At 40.1% G+C, this 22,676-nt stretch carries 9 protein-coding genes, 1 tRNA gene and 1 pseudogene; 7 read left to right on the forward strand and 4 right to left on the reverse strand.

Translation table 11 applies throughout. The annotated features are described in order from the left end of the window. Positions 1-22 precede the first annotated feature (22 nt). The 3 genes from MUA90_RS01490 to MUA90_RS01500 all read left to right on the forward strand — a co-directional run bounded on the left by MUA90_RS01490 (position 23) and on the right by MUA90_RS01500 (position 5,066). The gene (locus MUA90_RS01490) at positions 23-1,339 is read left to right on the forward strand and encodes an APC family permease (RefSeq protein WP_262587898.1); all 1,317 of its coding nucleotides are present in this window, start codon (positions 23-25) and stop codon (positions 1,337-1,339) included. Between the two features lie 266 nt (positions 1,340-1,605). Then, positions 1,606-3,540, forward strand: a complete 1,935-nt coding sequence (locus MUA90_RS01495; protein ID WP_262588779.1) for a catalase — start codon at positions 1,606-1,608, stop codon at positions 3,538-3,540. A 221-nt stretch (positions 3,541-3,761) separates the two neighbouring features. Beyond that, positions 3,762-5,066: an anaerobic C4-dicarboxylate transporter family protein gene (locus tag MUA90_RS01500; protein WP_262587899.1), complete on the forward strand. Its 1,305-nt coding sequence runs from the start codon at positions 3,762-3,764 to the stop codon at positions 5,064-5,066. Between the two features lie 78 nt (positions 5,067-5,144). Here MUA90_RS01500 and MUA90_RS01505 read toward each other — a convergent pair whose 3' ends face one another. Together MUA90_RS01505 and MUA90_RS01510 are read right to left on the reverse strand one after the other, a co-directional pair. Next, entirely contained in the window at positions 5,145-5,825 is a 681-nt protein-coding gene (locus tag MUA90_RS01505) for a DUF4811 domain-containing protein (RefSeq protein ID WP_262587901.1), read from the reverse strand. After that, positions 5,822-7,342 carry an MDR family MFS transporter gene (locus MUA90_RS01510; RefSeq protein WP_105994439.1) on the reverse strand — a complete coding sequence of 507 codons (1,521 nt, stop codon included), beginning with the start codon at positions 7,340-7,342 and terminating at the stop codon, positions 5,822-5,824. The genes MUA90_RS01505 and MUA90_RS01510 overlap by 4 nt, the downstream gene beginning before the upstream one ends. Positions 7,343-7,494: 152 nt before the next feature. Between MUA90_RS01510 and MUA90_RS01515 the strand changes: the two genes are divergently transcribed. After that, a complete protein-coding gene (locus tag MUA90_RS01515; RefSeq protein WP_262587903.1) occupies positions 7,495-8,085 on the forward strand; it encodes a TetR/AcrR family transcriptional regulator in 591 nt (196 codons plus the stop codon). 6 nt (positions 8,086-8,091) lie between these two features. On the opposite strand, the gene MUA90_RS01520 is transcribed toward MUA90_RS01515, so the two are convergent. Beyond that, positions 8,092-9,129, reverse strand: coding sequence for an AlkA N-terminal domain-containing protein (locus MUA90_RS01520; RefSeq protein WP_262587904.1), 1,038 nt, complete (start codon positions 9,127-9,129; stop codon positions 8,092-8,094). Positions 9,130-9,270: 141 nt separating this feature from the next. On the opposite strand from MUA90_RS01520, the gene MUA90_RS01525 reads away from it, so the two are divergent. Then, positions 9,271-9,360 (forward strand) — tRNA-Ser (locus tag MUA90_RS01525). 114 nt (positions 9,361-9,474) lie between these two features. Here MUA90_RS01525 and MUA90_RS01530 read toward each other — a convergent pair. After that, positions 9,475-13,737 (reverse strand): YSIRK-type signal peptide-containing protein, encoded by a 4,263-nt coding sequence (locus MUA90_RS01530; protein ID WP_316959795.1) that lies wholly within the window; start codon positions 13,735-13,737, stop codon positions 9,475-9,477. Between the two features lie 655 nt (positions 13,738-14,392). Between MUA90_RS01530 and MUA90_RS14015 the strand changes: the two are divergent. Together MUA90_RS14015 and MUA90_RS01540 are read left to right on the forward strand one after the other, a co-directional pair. Next, positions 14,393-14,510 (forward strand): annotated as a pseudogene (locus tag MUA90_RS14015) (YSIRK-type signal peptide-containing protein); the annotation flags it as partial. Between the two features lie 430 nt (positions 14,511-14,940). Then, complete coding sequence (locus MUA90_RS01540) at positions 14,941-22,635, forward strand: LPXTG cell wall anchor domain-containing protein (RefSeq protein ID WP_262587907.1); 7,695 nt, start codon at positions 14,941-14,943, stop codon at positions 22,633-22,635. Positions 22,636-22,676: the final 41 nt, after the last annotated feature.

The raw sequence follows: 22,676 nt of genomic DNA on the forward strand, positions 1-22,676 counted from the left end.
TAAGCAGAACGGAGGTACCCCAATGAATAGTGACAAAGCCTTAAAGAAAAACATAGGTTTTTTTGCTGCCCTTTCACTGGTGATGGGGTCTGTGATTGGTGCAGGTGTCTTCTTTAAAGTATCGAGTGTAACAGAAGTGACAGGTTCTACAAGTATGGCGATGCTTGTTTGGTTCTTAGGCGGACTTATTACAATCTGTGCAGGGCTGACAGGTGCTGAGCTTGCTGCCGCAATTCCAGAGACGGGCGGTCTAACAAAATACATCGAATATACTTATGGTGATTTTTGGGGCTTCTTATCTGGATGGGCCCAAGGCTTTATATATTTTCCAGCTAACGTAGCAGCGTTAGCCATCGTATTTGGTACACAAGTGATTAACTTATTTCATCTTAACGCATTTTATTTGATTCCTATTTCAGTTTTGAGTGCATTATCGATTTTGCTCATTAACTTGTTAGGTTCAAAGGCAGGCGGCTTGCTTCAAACAGTGACATTGGTGATTAAATTAATCCCGATTGCATTGATTGTAGTGTTTGGCTTCTTTCAAAGCAGTGAAGTTTCCTTTTCATTGTTCCCAGTAGTAAATGGAACATCATCAGGATGGTTTGAAGCCATAGGAAGCGGTTTGCTAGCAACAATGTTCGCATATGACGGATGGATTCATGTTGGTAATATTGCCGGGGAAATGAAGCATCCTAAGAAAGATCTGCCTGGCGCAATCGCATTAGGCATCGGCTTGATTATGGTAGTTTATCTGCTTATCAATGCTACGTTCTTAATGACATTGCCTATTGATCATATTATCGGTAATTTAAACGCCGCAAGCGATGCATCTTCTATATTATTTGGTGCTAATGGCGGTAAATTAATCACAATCGGCATTTTAATCTCCGTATATGGAACAATGAACGGTTATACAATGACAGGAATGAGAATTCCTTATGCTATGGCACAACTGAATCAACTTCCTTTTAAACGTGCATTCTTAAGTCTGACACCATCAGATACACCTTGGTTAGGCGGTGTCATCCAACTGATCGTGGCTGTAGTCATGATGTTATTAGGCGCATTCGATACAATTACAAACATGTTGATATTTGTGATTTGGACATTTTATTGTATGGCGTTTCTCGCAGTTATTTTGCTTAGAAAGCGAAAACCTGATTTGCAACGTCCTTACAAAGTACCGTTATATCCGGTTATCCCAATTATCGCATTAGCTGCAGGTGTATTCGTATTAATTAATACGTTGATGACTCAACCTGTATTAGCAATGATTGGTATAGGGGTAACATTGATAGGTATTCCTATTTATTACTATAAAAAGGCTAAAGTATAAAGTTCTAGGCATCTGAGGCTTTGAGTGATTGAAGCTTCGGATGCTTTTTCTTATATCTTGATAAACTCTCAATGTAAATCCATACAAATACTTTATAAGATATTTATAAAAAGTGTGAATAAAGTGTAAAAATGTTTTGCTTAAAAGGTGCGGGGAATTGTAGGAGTAAGACATGATTTTTGAGGAGGTTTTTTGAAGTGAGCGAACACAAAAACAAAAAGCAAGAGCAGTTGGATCAATTCAGAAAAAACCATCAAGATGAAGCAATGACGACGAATAATGGTACAAAAGTCAGTGAAGATGAATTAACATTAACCGCTGGTGAAAGAGGACCGAGTCTACTTGAGGACTTCCATTTCCGTGAAAAGATTATGCATTTCGACCATGAGCGTATTCCAGAACGTGTTGTACATGCGCGAGGCTTTGGTGCACATGGTGAATTCGAATTATATGAAGATTTATCTAAGTATACTTCTGCGGATTTCCTAACGAATACAGATAAAGTAACACCTGTATTTGTGCGTATTTCTACTGTACAAGGTTCAAAAGGTTCACCGGATACTGTACGAGACGTACGCGGTTTTGCGACGAAATTCTATACAGATGAAGGTATCTTTGACTTAGTAGGGAACGATATTCCGGTATTCTTCGTTCAAGATGCGATTAAATTCCCTGACTTAATTCACGCAGTAAAACCTGAGCCAGATACTGAAACACCGCAAGGCGGGTCAGCACATGATACATTTTGGGACTTTTTCGCAGAAAACCCTGAAACATCACATACTGCAGTATGGGCAATGAGTGACCGCGGTATTCCTAAGAATATCAGACAAATTGAAGGATTCGGTGTACATACATTCCGATTAGTCAACGCAGAAGGGGAATCTTTCTTTGTTAAATTCCATTGGCGCCCAACACACGGCTTAGAATCATTAGTATGGGATGAAGCACAAATCTTGCAAGGTAAAGATATCGACTTCCATCGCAAAGACTTGCATGAATCTATTCAAAAAGGCGACTATCCTGCATGGGAATTAGGCTTGCAGATTATTAGAGAAGACCAAGAGTTCGACTTTGATTTCGACATCTTAGACCCTACTAAGATTTGGCCGGAAGATGAAATTCCAGTTAAAGTTGTAGGTAAAATGACATTGAACCGCAACGTAGATAATGTGTTTGATGAAATAGAACAAGTCGCATTTCATCCAGGTCATGTAGTACCAGGTATCGACTTCTCAAATGACCCGTTATTACAAGGCAGACTATTCTCTTATACAGATACACAAATTTCTCGACTTGGCGGACCGAACTTCAACCAGATTCCAATCAACCGTCCTGTAAATAAAGTACGTAATAATCAACGTGATGCGATGCATCAAATGAATATTCATGAAGGTCAGACTTCTTATCATAAGAACAAATTAGAAGGCAATTGTCCGTTTACAAGTTCTAAATCTGAAGGCGGTTATGAACATTATCCAGAAAAAGTAGAAGGACATAAAATCAGACGCCGCAGCGACAGTTTCAAAGACTATTATTCACAACCAAGATTATATCTGAACAGTTTAACGCAAGCGGAATATGATCATACTGTAGACGGCTTCTCATTTGAAATCGGTAAATGTAAAAGCATGGACGTACGTCAGCGTGCAGTGAATCAATTGAATAAAATTGACAGAGAATTAGCTGAACGTGTTGCGGCGAATGTCGGTGTTGAAGTACCAGAAGAAAATGAAGAAGTAAAAACAGATAAGCAAGACAGTCAATTAACAATGGAAAAATATGATATTCCATTACCTGGCCACTCTGTCGCTATCTTAATCAATGGCGATGTGGATCCAGAAACATTAAAATCTTATGCGAAAAGTGCAGCGGATAATCAATTGAACTATGCATTTGTCGGCAAGCAGCAAAAATCATTATCAGAAGATATTTCTGTGAATGAGACTTATGATACTGCACATGCGACATTATTCGACAGTCTGGTTATATTATCAGATGGTTCAGAGCTTGAACCAGAAGCAGAAGAATTTGCGGCACTTTCTTATAAGCATAAGAAACCGATTCTCTTTAATGAAGCAGCTTCAAAAGTATTGCAAGATAAAAAAGTGAAATTAGATGCGCCTGGTGTTATCGTTTCAGATAATCCAGAAGATATCTTAAAAGCATTCAAACAATATCGCTATTGGGATAGAGCGTAAGTTAATCATTTGGTCCTCGGTGTAACAGCCGAGGGCTTTTTTATGTTTAAGCAGAAAATATCATGTGTTATAAATTGTTAATTGAAACAATATAAAGCATTAGACTTTCACTAAATTTTCATTTTTGACGATTGTGTTACACTGCACAGCGGTGAAGAATCATGATAAACTAGAGTATGTTATTTTTTTCACAAGAAAGAGAAATTAAGTGAGGCGTTAACATGTTCTTGTTTATTTTAGAAATTATCATTATGATTGCCGCGATATTACTCGGGCTGCGTGCAGCAGGTGCATTAGGCTGCGGTATCTTTGCGATTGTGGCGCAATTGATCATGATTTTTATATTTGGATTACCACCGGGTTCTGCGCCGGTAACTGCAGTCTTGATTATATTATCTATCGGTATTGCCGGCGGTACATTGCAAGCAACGGGCGGTATTGATTATTTAGTTCATTTGGCATCAAAAATTATTGAACGTTTTCCTAAGTCGATTATCTTTATCGCACCGATGATTGTGTTTCTCTTTGTATTCGGAATCGGAACAGCGAATATTGCTTTATCGCTTGAACCGATTATTGCGAAAACCGCAAAGCGTGCAGGTATTCAGCCAAAGCGTCCTTTAACAGCCTCAGTACTGACTGCGAATTTGGCTTTATTATGCAGTCCTGCAGCTTCAGCGACTGCCTATATTATCTCCGTTGTCGCAGTGTCCGGTATTACCATGGGCAAATACTTATCCATCGTCTTGCCGACAGCACTGATCAGTATGTTAGCGCTGAGTGTTTATTGTACAGTCGTCGGCAGACGCAAACCGCATCCGAGTCAATTTGCGGAACAGCTTTTAGAAGAGATAGAAGATACAGAACCGCGCCCTGAATTTACAAAAAGAGTGAAAATCGGTGTAGCAGCTTTCTTAACAGGAGTTGCGTGTATTTTATTCTTTGGTATCTTTTCAGATTTTGTCCCTTCGTTCAAAGTGAATGGAGAGACGGTTAAATTAGAAACAACAGAGATAGTACAATTGTTTATGTATGCGAGTGCCGCAATCAACTTAGTGCTGATTAAATTGAATACAAGAGACATTTTAAACGCACACATTACGCAATCAGCGATTGGCGCACTCTTTGCGGTCCTCGGCCCCGGCTGGTTAGGTGCGACAATTTTCAGTGCACCGAGCAACCAAAAGATTATGACCCAGGAAATAGGGGGCATTATTGAACAAGTCCCATGGCTGGTCATTATTTTAGTCTCCATGGTGACGATGATAGTGATATCGCAATCTGCGACAGCTTCGATTATGCTGCCGATATTGATGAGTATCGGTGTGCCTCCGATGTACTTTATTGCGATGGTTCAAACATTAAACGTAAACTTCGTGATTCCGGCACAGCCTACATTACTCTTTGCGGTAGATCTAGACGAAACGAAACAAACACGACCGACCAGCTTTATTCTTCCGGGCTTCTTTGTTATTACAGTTTCGATTATAGTCGGTTTCACATTGAAAGCTCTTTTGGGTTACTAACAGATAATTGCATGAAAAGCATATAAACATAAATATAAGCGCGCAATCACTTTTAAAGGTTGCGCGCTTTTGGTTTGCTTATTGTCCTAACATCTTTTTCATTTGTTTCACGGCCATTTTAGTTTGTTCTGCTTTCGGCATAGATTGCATCATGGCCATTTGTTTTTGCTGGCTGCTGGAATCTTTTTGTTTCGCTTGCAGCTGTTTTAATTGTTCTGGCGATGCTGCAACCCATTCATCTTTAGGCAAGGTAATGATTGTAGTTTCTTTAATCAATGCTTTGCGGTCATCGCCGAAGCTCATCAATGCTTGATAGAAATCATTTTCGAATACCCAAGCTGTTGTTTTGGTTTTGACTTCAGGCTGTTTGACGTCTTTAAGTTGATACGTCGCTGATTTTTTCACAGTTTCCACTTGCTTCTCTTTGCTGAAGTCAGGTTTGAAATGAGCTTGTGCTTTCTTTTGATCTTTGTGATCGCGATAAATCAAAACATAATTGTTTGTATCTTTGCCGAGTTCTTTCGCAATCATTAGATTAGCAGGGTTTTGTTTATCACCTGCAGAGTAAACATTATGGTGTACTTTAGTTGTTGTGACTTGTTTCATGCCGAAGTGATGATGCAGGTTCATACCGATTAAGATACCTTGAATCAGTAACAAGGCCATTAACAGACTGCCTATCGCAATACGAACAGTTTTCGGCTTGATAAACATCCAAGCGAGGAAGACAGCAAGTGTAAGTATTATTAAGATAATCATTTTGTTTCCTCGCTTTCTTTAGAAAGATTGTTGCCTAAGAATGGTACCAGCGCAAGACCAAGAATTGCGAAGACTAAACCAATCGCAAAGGCAGTATTGAAACCGTCAATCATCGCATGTTGGAATTGACGCATGAATTCAAACGGGTCGGTATCTTTTAAAGATGCTTTCGGCTCGTTGTTGTTAATGATGTTTTGTGTCACAGATGTTAATAATGCAACACCGATAGAAGATGCCATTTGACGTGCAGTGTTATTAACTGCTGTACCGTGTGTTCCGACTTCTGTAGGAATCGAATCCATCGCAAAAGCAGTGAGCGGCATCATAATCAATGCAATTGAGAATATGCGGATAGCATATAACACTGTAATAAGTGTTGTCGATGTTTCGCCAGATAAAAAGGCGAAAGGAATTGTAGATACACTAAGGATAAAGAAACCTACAAATGCTAAACGTTTCACACCGACTTTATTGTATAAAGCACCTGAAATCGGTGAAGTGATACCCATTAAGAGTGCACCAGGCAATAAAGTCAAACCTGCGACAAGCGGTGAGAAACCATGGATATTCTGCAAGTATGTCGGCAGCATCATTTCTACACCAAACATAGCCATTGTGATTAATACAATGCCCAATGTGGCGAAGGTGAAGTTTCTGTTTTTAAACACGCGCAAGTCTAAGAATGGATCTTTCATTTTCAATTGACGCACTACAAAGAAGGTCAAGATGAACAGACTTGCGATAATCGGCAAGATGACCCACCAAAAGCTGCCCCATCCTTCTGAAGCCACGTTTGAAAAGCCCCAAAGGAACAGGCCGAAGCCGAATACCGATAAGATAAATGATGGAATATCTAATTTTAGTTTTCTGTTAGGAATAATATCTTTCATTAAGAAGATACAAAGCACTAGTGCAATGACCATCACAGCGATCGGAACGATAAAGATATTTCTCCATGAATTGCTTAAAGTCAGACCTAAAATAATATGGTCCTTATCTAAAATCCAACCGGCAAAAGTTGGGCCGATGGCGGGTGCTAAACCAATCGCAAGACCTGTGAGTCCCATTGCGACACCACGCTTTTTCGGCGGATACATATTAATAATCAGCATTTGCATCAGCGGCATCATCATGCCGACAGAGACAGCTGAAATAATACGGCCGACTAAGAATACGAACCAATAGTGATGACTGCTGGGTGCTAAAGCGGTAATTGCTAAGCCGATTAATAAAATACTATATGCTAGGATATGCAGTAATTTTGTAGGGAATCGTGTTGCGAAGAACGCAGATAATGGAATCATGACACCATTTGCGAGCAAGAACCATGTTGTGGCTTGTTGTGCTGTTGCGAAATCTATATCAAAGTCGTGCATAAGTGTCGGTAACGCTGTGCCGAGCGATGTCTGCATTAACACACCTGAGAATGTGGCCAGCAGCATAGTCACCATAATCAACGTCGGGTTATAAGGTTTGCCATGTATATCGACAGGGCGAGTTGAGTGGTTTGAGGTCATATTTTCCTCCTGATTAATTATTATTCAAAAATTGACGTTTTCCAATATAACACCTCACCTTGAAGATAAAAAGTACACATTGTTACAAAGTGTCCAAAATAGGACAGTCTATTTGATTTTGTGTTATATTGAATGCAAATGGAGGGGTGTGCATGCCTTACGCTAGAAAAACGAATCAAACCAAACGAAAGATTAAAGAGGCGTTGATTCAATTAATGAAACAAACACATTTCGATTTGATTGCGATTCATCAGATTGCGGAAGCGGCAGAGATCACACGCAGTACATTTTATCGGTATTATGATGATAAATATGAACTGCTGGAGGAAATTGAGGATGAAGTTATCCAAAGGCTGAATGAACTGCGCAAACAATTCAAATCGAAAAGCGACGGTACTGAGTTTTATGAAAAAGTATTAATCAAAGAAATGTTTGATGCACTGTATCCTTATGCGGATACAATACATCTTTTATTAAGTTTCAATACCCATGCCAGCTTTGAAATGAAGTTGAAGAATGATATGAAACAGCGCTTTGATATCATTCGTCAAAATACAAAGCTGACTAAAGTCGAAAGAGACTTGCTGAAAGAATATATTTTCAACATGTTTATTACGACTTTCAAATATTGGGCAGGACATAAAGAGGAAGTGACTTCTGAAGAAGTTGCTGACATCATTATTAAAGTACAATGGAACGGCTTTAAAAATATTTTAGAAGACAGTCAAAAACAACAGCGTTAAATCTGATCACTTCCATAGATTAATTACCGCGTAACTGCGTAGTGGGCGCCAAGCTTCAGCGTAAGCAAGGCGTTTTTTCTTGTCTTTACGTTCAATCTCCGGATAAATGTCTCGCATACGGTTGATGACACCGATATCTGTTTCTAAGAAAGCATCAGGATAACCTAAAGCACGCATCGCAATGGCATGCATAGACCAAGGACCAATACCTTTAATGGCAGATAATTGTTTCATGATATGTTCTGCTTTCATGATGGCATCGTAATTAAGTGCACCGCTTTGCCAAATCGGCAGAGGTGCTAAAGCAATTTCACCGGATTGAACAGCTTTTGCGACTGCCTCGATAGTTGCGGCACGGCGACCGGTTATACCTAAAGGACCAAGTACATCACCAATGCCCGTACCGCCTTCTAAAAGGTTTTGTCTGCCGGCTTCAATGATAATTGAAGCATTTGGAAAGAGGTATTGCAGATGAGGGTGACCGTAATTAAAAGGTGTCCCAAGATGTTTAACCAAACGTCCTGCTAAAGTGGTTGCGGCACTGACAGTAATTTGCTGGCCTAAAATGGTACGCACACTTACTTCAAAGCCGTCCATACCGCCAGGTAAACGCAAGTGCGGATCAATCCATGGTTCTTTGAGTTCTGTTTTAATAACTTCTGGATTGAAATCTAAATCAAACAGATGACGCAGGCGTATAAGAATATTACACAATTCGGGATAACAGCTGGCACTCATTTCGACTTTTAATTGGTTATGTTCGAAATCGTGTGTAACTGAACCCCATCCTTTAAGCGAAACATGATATTCAGACTGCGGAATAAGCAGTGTACGCGCATAAGAAGATGCATCCGCAAATTCTACACCTGGTATTGCACGGCGTTCTAAAAATGCAAGCAAAGTTTCCCATAAATACGGTGGATGATAGAGCAGATGTATTGTAAAGGTATGTTGATACCAGCTTTCATGGGCAGGGATAGTGATATAAGGATTCTCTAATATTTTAAGTATATCTATTATGAAGTTTGTTTTGAGATGCATCATCGAAACCTCCTTAGAACCATACTATGTGATACTGCATGGTCTAAGCAAAGGTTTTGAAATCATGTCGCAAAAGTTTTAGTGTAAATAATGTTGGTGATGGATATTATCAATTTGCATGTACGTCAACCAACTCATAACGAAGGAGAAGTACCCAAGTTCGGCTGAAGGGACTGGTCTCGAAAACCAGCAGGAGTCGAAAGGCTCGCAAGGGTTCAAATCCCTTCTTCTCCGCTGTATAACCGCTAGTCCAAGGTTGGATTGGCGGTTTTTGTGTACTGTGAATAAAGAGAAAAATAAAAAAGTTCCAGAAACTGCGTATGCAGCTTCTAGAGCTCAGTAAAAATATTATTTATTATCTGTATTTTTTTGTTTTCTTCTGAAAGCAAGGAGACCAAACAATGTAATTATTGAACCAAATAATGTTGTGTTTGTATGGTTATTATCTGAACCTGTTTCAGGTAAAGCTTTTGCTTCAATATGTTTAGAATTTGATTTACCTGTTGTTTTAGGTTTTGATTTTTCACCTTTCACTACTTGTGATTTTGTAATCTCATCAGCTTTATGCAAGATATTAGCTGAATGTTTTTTAGGTTCTACTCTGTCTTTTGTAACAGTTTGAACTTCAGGAGCCACTTCAACAACAGGAACTTCATGTTTAACAGGAGGTTCAGGCTCTGTAGTAACAGAAGTATCAGGTTTCGGCTCAGGCACCACATTGACAACAGGAACTTCATGCTTAACAGGAGGTTCAGGCTCTGTAGTAACAGAAGTATCAGGTTTCGGCTCAGGTACCACATTGACTACAGGAACTTCATGTTTAACAGGAGGTTCAGGTTCTGTAGTAACAGAAGTATCAGGTTTCGGCTCAGGCACCACATCGACTACAGGAACTTCATGTTTAACAGGAGGTTCAGGTTCTGTTGTATCACAAGTATCAGGTTGAGGTTCCGGAGTTACAGGAATTACATTAGGTGTGTATTTAGCAGTAACTGGTGTACCGTTTTTATCCACACGTTTCACTTCAACACCTGTACCGTCGCCTTTGAATTGAGGTTCCGGAGTGAAAGTTACTAGACCGTTTTCATCGATAGTATAAGTACCTTCGTCAGGAATTGTAATATTTGAAACTTCTTCACCTGTTTTTGGATCAACCAATTTAGGAACAACAGTATTGTCGATAGGGACTGCAGGGTCTCCACCTTCAAATGTCGGAGTACCTGTTTGAGTTTGACCTTGAACACCTGTTGAATCAACCGGCGTACCAGTTGGTGTAACCGGAGTCACCGTAGGTGTATAAGTTGTTTGAACCGGTGTACCGTTAGTATCTACACGTTCAACAGAAACCGGAGTGGCTTCACCTGTAAACTGAGGTACTGGTTGGAATGTCACAGTGCCATCAGGGTTAGCAGTATAAGTACCTTGATCCGGAACAGTGACAGAGCTTACTTTTTCATGAGTAGTCGGATCAACTAATTTCGGTGGAACACTTTCATTGATTGGCACACTAGTATCGCCGCCGTTAAAAGTAGGTGTACCTGTTTGCGGTTGCCCTTGAACACCAGAAGTCACAGCAGGTTCGGCCGTAGGCGCTACAGCAGTAACCGTAGGTGTATAAGTAGTTTGAGCCGGCGTACCGTTAGTATCAACACGAACAACAGAAATAGGAGTTGCTGTACCAACAAAACCAGGATCTGGAGTAAAAGTAACCGTACCATTATCATTAGCGGTATAAGTGCCTTGACCTGGAACAGTGACAGAGTTTACTTTTTCATGAGTAGTCGGATCAACTAATTTCGGTGGAACACTTTCATTGATTGGCACACTAGTATCGCCGCCGTTAAAAGTAGGTGTACCTGTTTGCGGTTGCCCTTGAACACCAGAAGTCACAGCAGGTTCGGCCGTAGGCGCTACAGCAGTAACCGTAGGTGTATAAGTAGTTTGAGCCGGCGTACCGTTAGTATCAACACGAACAACAGAAATAGGAGTTGCTGTACCAACAAAACCAGGATCTGGAGTAAAAGTAACCGTACCATTATCATTAGCGGTATAAGTGCCTTGACCTGGAACAGTGACAGAGTTTACTTTTTCATGAGTAGTCGGATCAACTAATTTCGGTGGAACACTTTCATTGATTGGCACACTAGTATCGCCACCGTTAAAAGTAGGTGTACCTGTTTGCGGTTGCCCTTGAACACCAGAAGTCACAGTAGGTTCTGCTGAAGGTGTAACTCTAGTAACAGTTGGAATATATACGCTGTCCATTGTATTAGTTCCATTAATACCTTTGTTTATATTTTCTAAATTATTCGCAACTGTATTACTATCCCAGCCTGAAGTATTGCCGTTTAAATCTGTGCCTCTAAGAACAATACCTTTAGCAGTTCCAACAAATGAAGGTTCTGGAGTAAATGAGACTGTGCCGTCTGGTGCAACATCATATTTTCCTTCACCTGGTACTGTTAATGTAGATACAAGATTACCTGATGAATCTACTATTTTTACAGGTTGATTAGTATCAATAGCATTTTCTTTTGGCCAGTCACGCTCAACTTTTCCGTAAGCTGTGAAATCAACTTTTGCAGATTGTGTTTGGCCTTGCATGCCTGTAGTTTCTTCTTTTTCACCTCTCGGAGGGTGTATAACTTTAATTTCAAAGTCTTCAACTTCACCAGAATAGGCTACACCCACTGGTTTTAAAATTGAATCTTTTGCAAGTGATGTTCTTACACGAACTCCTAAATAATCCAAATCTGTATTTGTGATTTGCGGACTATTTTTAAATACTAATTTAATAGTTGAGCCGTTTGCCCCAGTTCTAGGAACTGTAACAACTTCAGAAGCTTCTCCTTCATCAAAGACACCATTGTTATTAAAATCAACCCATCCACGTACAAAAGATGTGTCGTTATTGCCTGTATTAGCAATGACATCAAGCGTATGTGTTTGATTAGATGCAAGGTAATTGAAATAATTATTATTTTGACCAGTAAGTTCTTGTTCTCCTTCATCTGGTCCTGATGAAGAAACAGGTGTGTTAATATCATCTGTTTTCCATGGTTCTTTCACTTTATTAGGTGTGTCAATGTCAACATCTGCTTTAACAGTACCTAAATAAGGTTGACTGACAGTGCCGTTTTCTGTGATTGCATGAACTGCTTCACCATATGATGAAGGTGCATCACCTTTATCTAATACAACAAAACCCATTTGAACTGTTTGAATACCTGCTGTATTAACGAAGAAAGATACTTCTGTAGCATCAGTAGTTAATACAATAGGTACACTGTTTTGATCTTGTCTTGTTTGGTTAGGTCCAAATACTTGAGTGCCAAGACCGCCAAAGTTAGGATCTGGTGTAGCATAGTATTGTCCTTTTCCATAACCACCTTTATCAACCGCATTAATAAATTCTTGATTGTCCTTAGAAAGCGGAATGTAGTTATGTGTATTATAAATGTTTCGTACATTAGCAAATAACTGCCATCCTGTACCATTAGTAGTATAGATAAGCGATTCAGTGCCCTTAGCTTCTTCGCCATCTGACATGATGATATTTGCAGGTACTTCAACTCCATCTAATGTAACTTTAACGTCAAAAGTTGCCCCAACATTACCGTAGTTTTTATTAGAACTAAAGTTTGTTAGGTGCGAACCAGTATCAACACCTGCGCGTTTCAAATGAGACCAATAAGCGTCTTGTGGAAATAAAACAATATGCGCAGGTTCACTTGGAACATATTCACTATCTTTTCTAGTGATATTTATTGCATGTGGGTCATAACCACTTTCTGGATCACTTTCTGCTCTACGAGCATAGATAGGTGTTGCTTGGAAAGGCTGCAACGATTTGACAGTAGCAGTTACTACTAAACCAGGCATGATTTCTTTTTGAAATTGGGTCCCAACTTTCAAAGCGATTTGACCTTCAGGTGTCGTCTCAGCATTTTTAATTGAAGATTTATCTGAGAAATCCAACCATGTAATTTGATGGTTTATATTTTTAATTTGATCCTGTGACAGCACTGGTAATTCAGATGAATTTTGAACACCGGTTTGCGTTACTGGATTTGGACCAATCATGTCGTCAGTAGCATTTAAACTTGAGCCAGGTACACCATCTTGAACGCTTCTTGTAGTATATTGGTGACCTTCACCTTGATCTGTATTTGCTGTGCTTGAAGTTTTAGATTCTGATGGTGCAGGTTGTACAGTAGTTTTCTCTGACGTTTGCTCTACTGAAGTTGAATTATCAGTTGTTTGAACTTTTGATGGTGCTGCATGAGTATCGGTTTGTCCTGTAGTTTGATTATCAGTTTGAGCAGTAACAGGTTGGCTTTCAGTATTTTTAGGTTGCTCAGCTGCTTTTGTTTGTACAGCATTACTTTCTGGTTGAGCAGTTGCAGTGTCAGAAGGTGGTGATTCTACATTTGCTTTAGTTGTGTTTGTATTAGAAGTATCACTTTCGGTGCTTGCACTTGCATCGTTTGAAATGCCTAAAAATAATAAACTGCTGACTAAAATTGATGCTGTTCCTACAGTAAATTTTCTTATCGAATACTTGTTGAGAATATTCGGAAGAAAATCTAAAGGTTTATTATTTTTCTTCATAATTTTTTTCCCCCTAAAATTATTTGGCGCAAATTGAATTTGCATGAATGTTTAAAGCTGATTTTAAGAGCATCAATTCTTTAGGCAGCTTTAAGTATTAGCGCGATTTTAATAATTCAAAATAACTGAACAGATAGGGAGAGCAATAGAGAGTTCAATGCACATAACGAATTTTATGTGGATAGTGTAACTCCGAATATCGACTTCAATTGACAGTGATTTGTTTTATTACTAGATGTGCTTTTCTAGGTGTCTATCTTATCTGATTTAAAACGTGCTTTATGCTCAAAGCGAGGTGAATAATCAGAAACAATATTATTACTCAAGTAACGCCCATCCAATTACGTTTATCAACTTTGAATAGTGTGACATTACCGAACAATAATAGATATCTACAAAATAATAGTATCACACAATATTAATTAAGTCTTTAATTCTACATTAAACAATAAAAAATATATATCATAAAATAACTTCAGGTAATACAGCTCTTGATATAAGTGTTGTGAGAACTATAAAATGGGTAGAAAATGAAAAATTTTGTACTAAAACGTGCAAAATTTTGTTATAATAATTCAGTATGTATTATACAAAAAATGATACACAACAATTTGGCGTTATGAAGTACAAAACTTATTACTAAACGGAGGACATCATGAGAAAACGAAACAAACGTTTAGACTTCTTGCCGAATATTCATAACAAATATTCGATTAGAAAATTTACAGTAGGAACGGCATCTATTTTATTAGGGACCACATTAATTTTTGGGGCTAGCCGTGATGCAGAAGCAGCTGAAGAGAACGGTTCTCAGCAAGCAACAGAACCAGCAGAAAATTCAGCAAATCAAACTGCAGCACCTGCCGAACAAAATACGAAAGCTGTAACTGCAGAAGCTAAACCAGAACAGTCTAGCACAGAAAAAAACCAGAAGTTTCACAACCTAGAACAACAGTTGAAACAAGCCAAAAGACTAGTACGACACAAGCTGTAGCAGAACAAAAAGAAGTTGCTGTAAAAATAGAGCAGCCTCAACAAAATACTGCAGCACATGCAAACACAGAAACTACGCATGCTGCAGAAAAGAAAACAACTACAGAAACAAATGACAATTTAGTAAGTTCTAAAACTAGAACAATTCCAAGTGAAGAATCTGAAAATGTAAGTACAAGATCGATAAAAGCAGAGTCTATAGATTTTACAATGATGAATGATGGGCAAAAAGCACCTGTAGAATTTGTAGAACAATATTTGCATACATCGGACAAACAAGGATTAGTACGTCAATTATTGGCAGACAACTATGGTCCAAATGATGTAGACGGTATCATGAGTAAAATTAACGTAGACTATAATACAGTTTCTGCGGAAGATTTATTCCAAGATATTTTACGAGCTGGTATTGAGTATGCAAATGAACAAACTTCTAAATATACTGTTTATGCAGTAAGAGCAGCAGGGACAGAAACAAGTACGGCTACCACTAATAATGTTACTTATCCCTACGTAGATAATACATCAAATGTAACTATTCCAAAGACTGGGACTGCTGCGGAAGTAGTAGGTGCGCTAAAAGCAAGTGTGCAGATTCCTGATAGTGGCAGAACTATTGTTGGAAATGGAACAACCTATGCTGGTCAGAAACCAGCCCGCTATGAAGTTACAGCAACGCCAGACAAACAACACAGAGTGATTAAGATCCGTGTAAAATACACTGTTACTGGTGGGACAGGGACTCATGTTGTTGATTTTGGAGGGCTGACTTTAGGTAATGGTTTTGCAAAACAAGCGGAAATTCCATATGTTTTTACTCAATTTGGAACTACAAATAGACATGGATCGGGAACTCCATTATCTGATCGTTTGATTCTTGGCGCAGCTAAACCAGGATATCCTGAGGGTTATGCAATGCGTTCTAGACCAACTATTACTGAGGCCATGATTCAAAATGGTGGCTATGGTTTGCTTGAATTTTCTTTGCCAGTTAAAAATTGGAATGGCGATTTGAGTATATCTGCTTTTCCAATGATGTTCTCGCAAAATATGCCATATGCAGACACACCGGATCCATTCTCAACTGATAACTATTTCTATAAAAATATGGAAGTTGTATTAGATAAGAATCCAGATGCTAATATAAGACACAAAACCGCAACAATTACAGAGCCCATCCCATTTATAACGGATTATGTAACAACGGATGCATTAAATGTGGGACAACAACGTGTTCAATCAGAAGGTGTACTTGGTGAAAAAACATATCAGCAATCAGATGTTTTGTATAAGGGACATTTGATTAGTCGCGCCACTGATGTAGGCTCAATCACACGTCAACCAGTAAATAAAGTTATTGAATTAGGTGTGCGTCAACCGGCTAATACACCGAGCTTGTTGTTACCGCCAGTTGTAGATCCTAAATTATCAGGAGCTCAAATAGTAACTGGTCAAGCAGTACCTAATGCACATATTACGTTATCAGTAGGTCCAACAACATATAATACACAATCAGATGGTAGAGGAAACTTTACTCAAAATTTAAACACCCCATTAAGAGAAGCAGATATTGTATCAGCAACTGTTACTAAAAATGGTACAACAAGTTTACCTGGAAAAATGATTGTACCTCGAGATGGACATACTCCTAACATAAGTACCACACAAGTTCGAACTACTCAAAATGGTAAACAGGGTACATTATTAACAATTTTAAATGCAGAAACGAACCAACCAATCAGCAGTGTGTTTATTCCTGATGGAGCGACTGGTCCAAGAGGTGATCGAGGTCAAGCAGGGTCAAATGGTCGAGACGCAACACCTTTAACAGTAACGAGAGAAGAAAAGGATGCACACGGTAATACAGTTGTTCATTTCAGCGATGGTCATACAGCAACAATCTCTAAGGGGGATACAGGCGCACGCGGTGCCCAAGGTTCTAAAGGAGATAAGGGCGACCGAGGCTTAACAGGTGCAACGGGAGCGAATGGACGAGATGCTGCACCTTTAACAGTATCAAGAGAAGAAAAAGATGCGCATGGTAATACAGTCGTACACTTCAGCGATGGTTCACATGTGACGATTTCTAAAGGTGATGTTGGTGCAAGAGGTGCCCAAGGAGCAGCGGGCCGAAACGGCACATCGGTAACAATAACAAATACGAGAACAATGCCGAACGGCAATGTTGAAGTGACATTCTCAGACGGACACAAAATAGAAGTGCCGAAAGGCGCCAAAGGAGATAAGGGAGATAAAGGCGATCGAGGCTTAACAGGTGCAACGGGAGCAAATGGTCGAGACGCAGCACCTTTAACAGTAACGAGAGAAGAAAAGGATGCCCATGGCAATACAGTTGTTCACTTCAGCGATGGTCATACAGCGACAATCTCTAAAGGAGATACGGGAGCTCGAGGTGCACAAGGTGCCAAAGGTGACACTGGCTTAACAGGAGCCCAAGGTCCAAAAGGAGATAAGGGCGATAAAGGTGATCGAGGTTTGACCGGAGCAAATGGCCGAGATGCAGCGCCGTTGACAGTAACGAGAGAAGGAAAAGATGCACATGGCAATACAGTTGTTCACTTCAGCGATGGTACAAAAGTAGTTGTACCTAAAGGCCAAGATGGAACTAATGGTACAAATGGCACATCTGTCACAATTACAGATACTGCAGTTCAACCAGATGGATCTACTAAAGTCACATTCAGCGACGGTCATGAAATCTCTATTCCAAAAGGTGAAAAAGGAGATAAAGGTGACGCTGGTGCAGCCGGTCAAGACGGCACATCAGTAACTGTTGAAAGTACAACAGTACAACCTGACGGTTCTACGAAAGTAGTCTTCAGTGATGGTAAATCAGTTGTAATTCCTAAAGGCCAAGCTGGCGCAGATGGCACAAATGGTAAATCAATTACAGTTGAATCTTCAGCTCCAGATGAAAATGGCAACACTGTTGTTAGATTCAGCGATGGTTCATCTGTCGTTATTCCAAAAGGTGCTAAAGGTGACACAGGTGCAGCAGGAGCACGAGGCGAAAACGGTACAAACGGTCAATCGATTACGATTACTGGTACAACTCAAACTCCAGAAGGAACTGAAGTCACATTCAGCGATGGTACTAAAGTTGTTATCCCTAAAGCACAAGATGGTGTGAATGGTAAAGATGGCAAATCGATTACTGTTCAAACTTCAGAAACAACACCAGAAGGCAATACAAAAGTAACCTTCTCAGATGGATCTGTTATTACGATTCAAAAAGGTGCTAAAGGTGATACAGGTGAAGCCGGGGCTCAAGGTGCAGCTGGTACAAATGGTATTGATGGTAAATCAATCACAGTATCAAGTACTAAACAAACACCAGAAGGTAATACTGAAGTTACATTCAGCGACGGTTCAAAAGTAGTCATTCCTAAAGGCCAAGACGGCACAAACGGTACGAATGGCACAAATGGAACATCTGTCACAATTACAAGCACGCAAGTTCAACCAGATGGTTCAACAAAAGTAGTCTTCAGTGACGGTCATGAAGTTTCTATTCCTAAAGGTGAAAAAGGAGATAAAGGCGACACTGGTGCAGCTGGACATGATGGAACATCAGTAACAGTAACAGGCACAGAGGTTCAACCAGACGGATCTACTAAAGTGACATTCAGTGATGACACAACAATTACTATTCCAAAAGGAGACAAAGGTGATGCAGGTGAAGCTGGAGATAAAGGTGCAGATGGTAAATCTATCAGTATCTCTAGCACAAAAGCTGTTCCAGAAGGAACTGAAGTCACATTCAGCGACGGCACAAAAGTAGTCGTACCTAAAGGTCAAGATGGCGTTAACGGTCAATCGATTACTGTTCAAACTTCAGAAACAACACCAGAAGGCAATACAAAAGTAACCTTCTCTGATGGTTCAGTAGTTACAATTCAAAAAGGTGCTAAAGGTGATACGGGTGAAACAGGTGCCCAAGGTGCAGCTGGTACAAACGGCATTGATGGTAAATCAATTACAGTATCAAGTACTAAACAAACACCAGAAGGCAACACTGAAGTCACATTCAGCGACGGTTCAAAAGTAGTGATTCCTAAAGGCCAAGACGGCACAAATGGTACGAATGGCACAAACGGAACATCTGTCACAATTACAAGTACTCAAGTTCAACCAGATGGTTCAACAAAAGTAGTCTTCAGTGACGGTCATGAAGTTTCTATTCCTAAAGGTGAAAAAGGAGATAAAGGCGACGCTGGTGCAGCTGGTCAAAACGGTACTTCAGTAACTGTATCAAGTACAGAAGTACAACCAGACGGATCGACTAAAGTGACATTCAGCGATGGACGAGAAATTTCTATTCCAAAAGGTCAAAATGGCGCAGACGGAAAAGCAATTACGGTTAAATCAACATCAACTGATCCAGATGGAAATAAAGTTGTGACATTCAGTGATGACACAACAATTACTATTCCAAAAGGAGATAAAGGAGATACAGGTGCAGCCGGCACAAATGGTGTTGACGGTAAATCAATCACTGTTCAAAGCACAGAAACAACACCAGAAGGTAACACGAAAGTTACATTCTCAGATGGTACAACAGTAACTGTTGAAAAAGGTGCTAAAGGTGATGCTGGGGATACTGGCGCAACAGGTGCGAACGGTAAATCAATTACTGTCACATCAACAGCTCCGGATGCGGAAGGCAATACAGTTGTCAACTTCAGTGATGGTACTTCAATCACAGTACCAAAAGGTGCTAAAGGTGATACGGGTGAAACAGGTGCCCAAGGTGCAGCCGGTACAAATGGTGCAGATGGAAAATCAATCACTATTACTGGTACAACTCAAACACCAGAAGGCAATACTGAAGTTACATTCAGTGACGGCTCTAAAGTAGTTATTCCTAAAGCAAAAGACGGTGTGAATGGTACATCAGTTACTATTACAAGCTCAGAAGTACAACCAGACGGCTCAACTAAACTTGTCTTCAGTGATGGTCATGAAGTCACTATTCCAAAAGGCCAAAAAGGCGATAAAGGTCAAGATGGCACTTCAATCACTATTACAAATACAGAAGTACAACCAGATGGTTCTACTAAAGTAACGTTCAGCGATGGAAGAGAAATCACTATTCCAAAAGGTCAAAATGGCGCAGACGGCAAAGCAATTACTGTTAAATCTACAGCTCCAGATGCGGACGGTAATACAGTTGTGACATTCAGCGATGACACAACAATTACAATCCCTAAAGGTGCAAAAGGTGATCGTGGTGAAACAGGTGCTCAAGGTGCAGCTGGCACAAACGGTACGGATGGTAAATCAATTACTGTTCAAAGCACTGAAACAACACCAGAAGGTAATACAAAAGTTACATTCTCAGACGGTACAACAGTAACTGTTGAAAAAGGTGCCAAAGGCGATACAGGTGAAGCTGGCGCAACAGGTGCAAACGGTCAATCAATCACTGTTACATCAACAGCTCCGGATGCGGAAGGCAATACAGTAGTCAACTTCAGTGATGGTACTTCAATCACAGTTCCAAAAGGAGCTAAAGGAGACAAAGGAGATACAGGCGCAGCCGGCACAAATGGTAAAGATGGAAAATCAATCACTATTACCGGCACAACGCAAACACCAGAAGGCAACACAGAAGTGACATTTAGTGACGGTACAAAAGTAGTTGTTCCTAAAGGAAACAAAGGAGATAAAGGTGAAGACGGTACATCTGTCACAATCACAAACTCTGAAGTACAACCAGACGGCTCAACTAAAGTTACATTCAGCGATGGTCGAGAAATCACTATCCCTAAAGGTGAAAAAGGCGATAAAGGCGATACTGGTGCAGCAGGTCAAAACGGAACTTCAGTAACAGTAACAAATACAGAAGTTCAACCTGACGGTTCAACGAAAGTAGTCTTCAGTGACGGTAAATCTCTAGTTATCCCTAAAGGTCAAAATGGTGAGGATGGTCAATCTATTACAGTAAGATCAACAGCACCAGATGCGGATGGTAATACAGTTGTGACATTCTCTGATGGCTCAACAATCACTATCCCTAAAGGCGTTAAAGGAGACAAAGGAGATACAGGTGCAGCCGGCACAAATGGTGTGGATGGAAAATCAGTCACTATTACTGGTACAACGCAAACACCAGACGGTAACACAGAAGTAACGTTCAGCGATGGCACAAAAGTAGTCGTTCCTAAAGGAAACAAAGGTGATAAAGGTGAAGACGGTACGTCTGTCACAATCACAAACTCTGAAGTACAACCAGATGGCTCAACTAAAGTGACGTTCAGTGATGGCAGAGAAATCACTATCCCTAAAGGTGAAAAAGGCGATAAAGGTGACGCAGGTGAAAACGGAACTTCAGTAACAGTATCAAGTACAGAAGTTCAACCTGACGGTTCAACAAAAGTAGTCTTCAGCGATGGCAAATCTCTTGTTATTCCAAAAGGTGAAAAAGGTGATGATGGCCAATCAATCACAGTAAGATCAACAGCACCAGACGCTGATGGCAATACAGTTGTAACATTCTCAGATGGTTCACATGCTGTGATTCCTAAAGGAGATAGAGGTGCAGATGGTACTTCAGTAACTATTACAGGAACTGAAACATTACCTAGCGGTGATATCAAAGTTACATTCAGTGATGGTCATGAAATTATCGTTCCAAAAGGTGCGAAAGGCGATGCTGGTCAATCTGTTACAGTCGTAAGACATTCTAAAACTCCTGAAGGCAACACAGTTGTTGATTTCAGTGACGGCAGCAGCATTACTATTCCAAAAGGCGACAAAGGCGATAAAGGTGAAGACGGTACATCTGTAACAGTCAAAGATTCACATCCTGATGCGGATGGCAACACAGTTGTAGAATTCAGCGATGGCAATACTATCACAGTCTTAAAAGGCAAAGATGGCAAAGACGGTAAAGATGGCAAATCAATTACTGTAGTCGGACAAAAAGTTGATCCAAACGGAAACACAATCGTTGTCTTCAGTGACGGTCGTGAAATCACAATTCCAAAAGGCAAAGATGGTGCATCAGTATCTGTAAAAGATTACCACTTTGACCATGATGGCAATACAATTGTTGAGTTCAGCGACGGTAATACAATTACAGTCTTAAGAGGTAACGACGGTCTTGACGGTCGTGATGGCCGCGACGGCAGAGATGGACGTGATGGCAGAAACGCAGTACCGACTCCACCTGCATATATCGTTAATAACTACATTGATGCATATAACACAAATGTAATCATCTTCAGTGATGGTCAACGTGTTGAAATTCCATGCAATGCTTATGGATATCCTGTTGCAATTGTAGGATATAACCATGATGCAATTGGTAATGTGGTATTACAATGTGCAGATAATACAAGAATTATCGTACCTTGTACAAAACCAGTCACACCAAAAGTGTCAATTCCAATGATTCCATTGGTACCAGCACAACCAAGTGTTCCTGTACAACCACAAGTACCTGTAACACCACAAGTACCAGTAACACCGCAAGTACCTGTAACACCACAAATACCGGTGGCACCGCAAGTACCAGTGGCACCGCAAGTATCAGTGGCACCGCAAGTACCGGTGACACCGACAACAAACAGAAATAAAAATGTACCAACAGGTACTGTTGAAACTACTCCAGTACAACCAAAATCTGTTGGACATACACATTACGTGAATGTGGGTCAAAAAGATACGAATAAATTTGCTGGTAAACACCTTGAACATAAAGTGGTTTATCACAATGTAGAACAACCTAAAGCAGCACCAGTACAACAACCAGAAAAATCAGCGCAATCATTACCTGATACAGGTTCTGACGAAACAGCACCATTATTATATGGTTCATTGCTTGCTGGTTTAGGTGCAGCATCAGTACTTGGATCAAAACGTCGTAAAGATGAAGAATAATACTATGATTTGAGTATAAAAGGAATCAGGCTTCGGCCTGG

The sequence above is a fragment of the Staphylococcus sp. IVB6181 genome (assembly GCF_025561445.1).
GTDB lineage: Bacteria > Bacillota > Bacilli > Staphylococcales > Staphylococcaceae > Staphylococcus > Staphylococcus simulans_B.